The 5,537-nt window shown below is 34.2% G+C and carries 8 protein-coding genes; 5 read left to right on the forward strand and 3 right to left on the reverse strand.

What is annotated here, in order from left to right; translation table 11 throughout:
* On the forward strand, positions 1 to 247 hold a 247-nt coding region (locus tag QVB70_RS16265), incomplete at its 5' end, for a hypothetical protein (protein ID WP_287588443.1).
* Positions 248 to 266: 19 nt separating this feature from the next.
* Here QVB70_RS16265 and QVB70_RS16270 read toward each other — a convergent pair.
* Both QVB70_RS16270 and QVB70_RS16275 read right to left on the reverse strand, forming a co-directional pair.
* Positions 267 to 962, reverse strand: coding sequence for a HEAT repeat domain-containing protein (locus QVB70_RS16270; protein ID WP_342766578.1), 696 nt, complete (start codon positions 960 to 962; stop codon positions 267 to 269).
* A gap of 95 nt (positions 963 to 1,057) precedes the next feature.
* Positions 1,058 to 2,149 carry a M42 family metallopeptidase gene (locus QVB70_RS16275; RefSeq protein WP_287588444.1) on the reverse strand — a complete coding sequence of 364 codons (1,092 nt, stop codon included), beginning with the start codon at positions 2,147 to 2,149 and terminating at the stop codon, positions 1,058 to 1,060.
* Between the two features lie 88 nt (positions 2,150 to 2,237).
* Between QVB70_RS16275 and QVB70_RS16280 the strand changes: the two genes are divergently transcribed.
* Both QVB70_RS16280 and QVB70_RS16285 read left to right on the forward strand, forming a co-directional pair.
* Positions 2,238 to 2,447 carry a dodecin family protein gene (locus QVB70_RS16280; protein ID WP_287588447.1) on the forward strand — a complete coding sequence of 70 codons (210 nt, stop codon included), beginning with the start codon at positions 2,238 to 2,240 and terminating at the stop codon, positions 2,445 to 2,447.
* Positions 2,448 to 2,701: 254 nt separating this feature from the next.
* Positions 2,702 to 2,941, forward strand: coding sequence for a hypothetical protein (locus QVB70_RS16285; protein ID WP_287588448.1), 240 nt, complete (start codon positions 2,702 to 2,704; stop codon positions 2,939 to 2,941).
* Between the two features lie 509 nt (positions 2,942 to 3,450).
* Here the strand turns inward: QVB70_RS16285 and QVB70_RS18600 are convergent.
* On the reverse strand, positions 3,451 to 3,522 hold the full coding sequence (locus QVB70_RS18600) for a bacteriocin (protein ID WP_369335141.1): 72 nt from the start codon (positions 3,520 to 3,522) through the stop codon (positions 3,451 to 3,453).
* Between the two features lie 123 nt (positions 3,523 to 3,645).
* Here QVB70_RS18600 and QVB70_RS16290 point away from each other — a divergent pair, with 123 nt between their 5' ends.
* Both QVB70_RS16290 and QVB70_RS18605 read left to right on the forward strand, forming a co-directional pair.
* Positions 3,646 to 4,797 carry a pyridoxal phosphate-dependent aminotransferase gene (locus tag QVB70_RS16290; protein ID WP_287588450.1) on the forward strand — a complete coding sequence of 384 codons (1,152 nt, stop codon included), beginning with the start codon at positions 3,646 to 3,648 and terminating at the stop codon, positions 4,795 to 4,797.
* Between the two features lie 221 nt (positions 4,798 to 5,018).
* Positions 5,019 to 5,324 carry a helix-turn-helix domain-containing protein gene (locus tag QVB70_RS18605; protein WP_369335140.1) on the forward strand — a complete coding sequence of 102 codons (306 nt, stop codon included), beginning with the start codon at positions 5,019 to 5,021 and terminating at the stop codon, positions 5,322 to 5,324.
* Positions 5,325 to 5,537: the final 213 nt, after the last annotated feature.

The raw sequence follows: 5,537 nt of genomic DNA on the forward strand, positions 1-5,537 counted from the left end.
ACTCTACATATTTATGGAGGTAAATAATATGGAAATTAAAGACTGGGAAAATGACATCAAAGAATTAACAGTCCTTGGTAAAGAACTTTTTGGGAAGACACAAGTTCTTATCACAAAAATTGCAAAAGTAATGCAGGAAGATGCAATGAAACGACTAAATGAATTCAAAGATAATTTTGACAAAACGATGGGAATCATGCTTAAGCATGGGTACAGAGTTCCTGCTGAAGAAGTTCCTATTACCTAAAATAGTTTGTTTGTTGTGGTCATTCTTTATTTCTTGAGTAATTATGTTCTCGTCTTTCCAAAAATTTTTTTATCTTTTTTCTTTCATTATTTATTATTTCTTGCATAGGAATTATATTAGGAGTACGTATTACTTCTTCAATTTTTTCTTCTAAACCTAAAATTCTCTCTTCAACTACCTCTAATGTTTCCTCTTTGTAGTTTACCAGTATCTGTTTCAGATTTTCATCTGTTATTGTATCTGTCAAATCTTCTTTCGAGATATCCCATCTTTTACATAGTTCTTCTATTGCGTAAGATGCTGTACGCCTTACTTCAAACACGTCATCTTGTAAAGCTACGATAAGTTGATTTAAACCTGCTTTATCAGCGATTTTTCCGAGTGCTTCCGCAGCTCTTCTTCTTATGCTTATCTTTTTGTGTCTTAATGCATTTTTTATTACTGGAATGGCTCTTGAGTCACTAATTTCACCAAGCGCTTCGATCACTGTCTTATGAATCCAATTTCTTTCGTTTTCACTTAGTAATTCAATCAGAGGATAAACCGCTCGTCTATCCTTCAGAATGCCTAAAATTTTAATAACATTTTCTTTAACTCTCCAATTTTCGTGTCGAAGTGCCTTAAGTAAATGATAAAATTTTCCATGCTCCTCCAGTATTAGATTCGCAATAAGCCCATTGTACGTTGATTCTTCGAGTAATTCAAAAATTGCTATTCTGGGTCTCCCCTAATATTCTAAAACTTTTAGCTATTCCTCTTGATCCCTATAATTTAACGAGTAAAAGTAAATAAAAAGGTTTTTTGAGTTTATCAAAAAGTCGTGTTGAGTTGATCAAAAAATGTACTGTCTATTTTCCTAACAGCTGCAATTAGAAGTCGGGTCGCACTTTGCAAATCGTTAAGATTTGTGACTTCTGAAGGAGAATGGCCATACCTTCTAGGGATCAGTAAAGATCCTGTCGAGATGCCTGCTCGTGCTAAATGAATTGTCGAAGCATTAGTCCATGTAAAAGCTGAAACATCAATTTGATATGGTATTTGGTTTTCGTTCGCTGCATTCACTAAGAGATCACGCATTACTTTGGGAGTCATAATGCCGGTAAACCCAGTTTTCAAACGATCCATAAATCTAATAGCAGCTCCTTTTCCAAGTTCAGTGGGTGCTCCTTTTTTTCGCGTAAGAGTGGCATCTGTTGCGTGTGTTGTGTCGAGCATCAAAGCAGCCTGAGGGTTAATTGCATAGGCTGCAGTTTTTGCCCCTCTTGCCCCTATTTCCTCTTGAGATGATCCAACTGCATAAATGGAGAAATCAAATTGATCTTTTGATAATTCTTTCATTGCTTCAATCAAAGCAAAACAGCCGACTCGGTCATCAACTGCTTTTGCACATATATATCCATTCCCAAGATCGCAAAAACATCTATTAAAGGTAATTGGTGCCCCTACGTCTATTCCTTTTTCTTGTACTTCTTCTCGCGATGGTACTCCTACATCTATCCACATTTCCGATGCGGGAATCGTTTTTTGAGCTTCTTCTTTAGACACTAGATGTGCTGATTTTATGCCTATGACACCACGAACCTTTGTTGTCTCTCCATGGACTTTCACCCATTGGCTAAGAAGTATTCGGTCATCTATCCAGCCATGTTTATCAAAGTAAATAAATCCTTCATCGTCGATGTAGCGAACCATAAGAGCGATCTCGTCCGTATGGGCATCAATCATTAGCCTATTTTTGTCATTTGTACCCTCTTTTTTCAGGATTACATTCCCCAACACGTCTACTTCAATCGAGTCCACATAATCTTTTAGTTCTTCAATCATAATCGATCTTACTTCTTCTTCAAAACCGGGAGGCGCATCAGCGTCCACTAAACGTTTTAAGAGGTCAAGATTTTTCATTTTTATTCACTTGTATTGCTTTTCAATGTCATTTAATAAAACTATATGAGTTAGTGGCTTACATATAAGTCAAACTGAGGGAATAATTATGACTAATAAACTGTTTAAAATCATTGAACTTGTTGGCTATTCGACAACTGGTTGGGAAGATGCGGTTCAAAACGCAGTAACGGAAGCAAAAAAAACTATTCGGAACATCGTTCGTGTTTCATGCGAGGAATTCGATGTCAAGATGGAAAATGACAATATAGTTGCTTATCGAGCTAGAGTGAAGCTTATATTTGAAATTGAACGATAACGGCGAAACTAAGCCTTGTTGCAATATTATATTCCTTTTTCTAGCAGATCACTAAACATTTTTTTTAATTTTCTCGAAAATAACATCTTGATTTATCTCGTGTTTTCTGAATGCTTTATCAAACATAGTTTTTAATTTTACGCAAAAACCTTCAATAAGACTGATAAATTACTTATTTGGTGCGGTGTAAATCTAATAAAGCCTTGATCTAAATAATCTTTCAGTACTTATGTTTTAATTAAAGGGTGTATAAAATGTCTGAATTAAAAAAAGATTCCGACAAAAAATTAGAAGAACTAAATAAGGGTCAAGAAGTACTGATCAAGAATCAAAAAGCCTTATTTGAGGCCATTAAACGAGTTGCAAATGTTATCAATCACATCCAGGATGATTTTGCAGAATTAGCAAGATTAACAGAAAAGTTGATTTCAATAAAAGAAAAACGAGACTCAATTCGCATTTATGTTGAAGAAATCCCTGAAATGTATGCCTAACATACCACCTTTATTTTACCTTTCATTTTCATTATATAAATTGCTAGAAGGTATGATTAAGTAGGAATCTCGAATTTCATAGAGTTAATACGTTGGATAGAATTTTGTCGTATAAAATCTAATTGATTTTTGGATCAATTAATACTTTCGTTAGTCTCTGCAAACTATGTCTGTCATTTAAATGACTTATTTTCTTTTTAAAGATGATATAGTTTTCTATAATATGTTGTCCTTAAATAATATTCTAAATTATTGCTCTTAAGCACGTAAATACAATTATTAGGAGGGCAACTAAATGGATCCGGGCGGAAATTGGCCATGGTAAGATCTAGTAGAAGTATTTCTTCAAATCTTTTTTCCACAATTTCTTATTTAATTTCATTTCTATCTCAATTTTTTATTATTCACGACATACGTTTTTTAATGTTGCAGAAGTAGTTGCTGTTGATTTCATAAAATAAAACTACGAAACCATTGATTTTATTTTAATGAAATGCATAAAACGGACTTCAAGCTATTTTTTCATCAACACCTCCAATAATATGAGATAAATCTGAAGCAGTAATTGTTTTAAATATCACAACTTAGTAAGATATCGATTGATCTTCTGAATTATTTAGATTTGATTCATAATTAGGTCAGATTAGAATAACAAAAGATCATAGTTCTCAGTTTCAAAATAATTTCTCTTTAGGTGGTTTAAGATGAAACCTCCAGCAACTCGAATGAAAGACATAAATCCTTCTTTAATTCGAAGATTATTTGATTTAGCACAAGGAATAGAAGGTATTATCAGTTTAGGCATTGGAGAACCAGATTTTGATACACCTGAACATATCAAAAATGCAGCAAAACAAGCGTTAGATGATAATTTTACACATTATACGCCAGTTCCAGGAACATTAGAACTTCGTGTAGCTATTGCTGATTATCTTAATGAAGCGTATGGCCTTGATTATAAACCTGAATCTGAGATTGTTCTTACATGTGGAGCGACAGAAGCTCTTCATGATATCATGCTTGCGTACGTGAAAGGTGATGAGGTACTTGTTCCCGATCCTGGTTTTTTAGGGTATCCTGAATATGTTAGAATGGCAGAAGGAAAACCCGTCTGGTATCCGTGTCCAGAAAAGAATGGATTTCAACCTGATTTAGATACTCTAAACGAACTCGTCACTAAAAAAACAGTGATGATTATCATAAATAGTCCTTGTAACCCAACTGGAGCTGTGTTTGAAAGAAAAACGCTTGAAGGCATTGCAGAAATCGCAATAGACAATGATCTTCTCATTGTTACTGATGAAGTCTACGAAAAATTTATTTATGAGGGAAAACACATCCCTATAGCGTCATTAGGTGTAGCAGACCGCACAATACTGGTCAATGGTTTCAGCAAAACATTCTCAATGACGGGATGGAGGCTTGGGTATATTTGCGGCGATGCAGAAGTCATAAACGCTGTTAATATAGCGCATATGTTCACAACAGTAACAACGCCGAGTTTTGCTCAAAAAGCAGCATTAACTGCCTTAAAAGGACCAAAAGAAAGCATAAAGGAAATGAAAGATGAATATAGATGGCGTAGAGATTTTTTTGTAAAGGAATTAAATACAATTGAAAACATCTCCTGTATAATACCAAACGGAACCTTTTACGCATTCCCTAACATTTCAGCATTTGGAAAAACATCCGTAGAGTTCTCAGAATATCTAATTGAAAAAGCAAAAGTCGTTACAGTACCAGGAAATGCTTTTGGTAGCAATATAGGTGAAGGTCACGTCCGTATGTCGTATGCATGCACAAGAGAAAATTTAAAAGAGGCGCTGAGTCGCATAAAAGACGTTTTAAGTATTTAAAGCAATAGTAGAGTTTTAAAAGTAGAGTTGTCAATATATGCTGCTCTTAATTCCCTGACTCCAAAAACTGAGTTTCGCTGCCCTTATACAATCTCGTTTAAATTCTTTTTTTGTTTTGGTCGTTGTATACTTTTCGGTCTCTATAGATTTCTTTCTATAATGATTTTACTTTCATTTATCTCTCTCTAAACGTTTTAAACATGGACGCGATAGTAAAGTAGGTGATAAAAATAGTTTCCAAAAAAATAATCTCGACAATTTCCAAGGATCAAACGGAAAAAGAATTTTATCGGCATAGTCGGGATAAAAGTGAGTTACAAATCTCAACAGAAGAGTATTTATATGACCTACTTATACACCATGGTCCTATGACACGTGGGGAAATCGTAAAACTCACAAAATTACCTCGTACAACAATATATGATCACTTGATCAAACTTATTCTAAAGGATCGAGTGATACGTTTTAGTAAACTTGGTAAAAAGCCAGGAAGACCTAAAGTTTATTTTAAGGCCTTAAGGTTTTAAGGCTTAACGCATACTTTTCTTTATTTTTGAGTTATAGAGTCTTTCGTAGTCTATAGCATTAAATCTGGACTCTAATCAAGCCTTCTTTTCCAATAAATCCAGAAAATTAATTACTGTTTTCTTAATTTCGGTGAAATAGGTTGCTCAAGGTATTGTCGATTGCTGTCAAAAAGTGAAAAAGTAAAAAAGGCTGAAAGTTTCTAAGTATGCTCT

Origin of the sequence: Candidatus Borrarchaeum sp., assembly GCF_019058535.1 — an archaeon.
GTDB classification, from domain to species: domain Archaea; phylum Asgardarchaeota; class Sifarchaeia; order Borrarchaeales; family Borrarchaeaceae; genus Borrarchaeum; species Borrarchaeum weybense.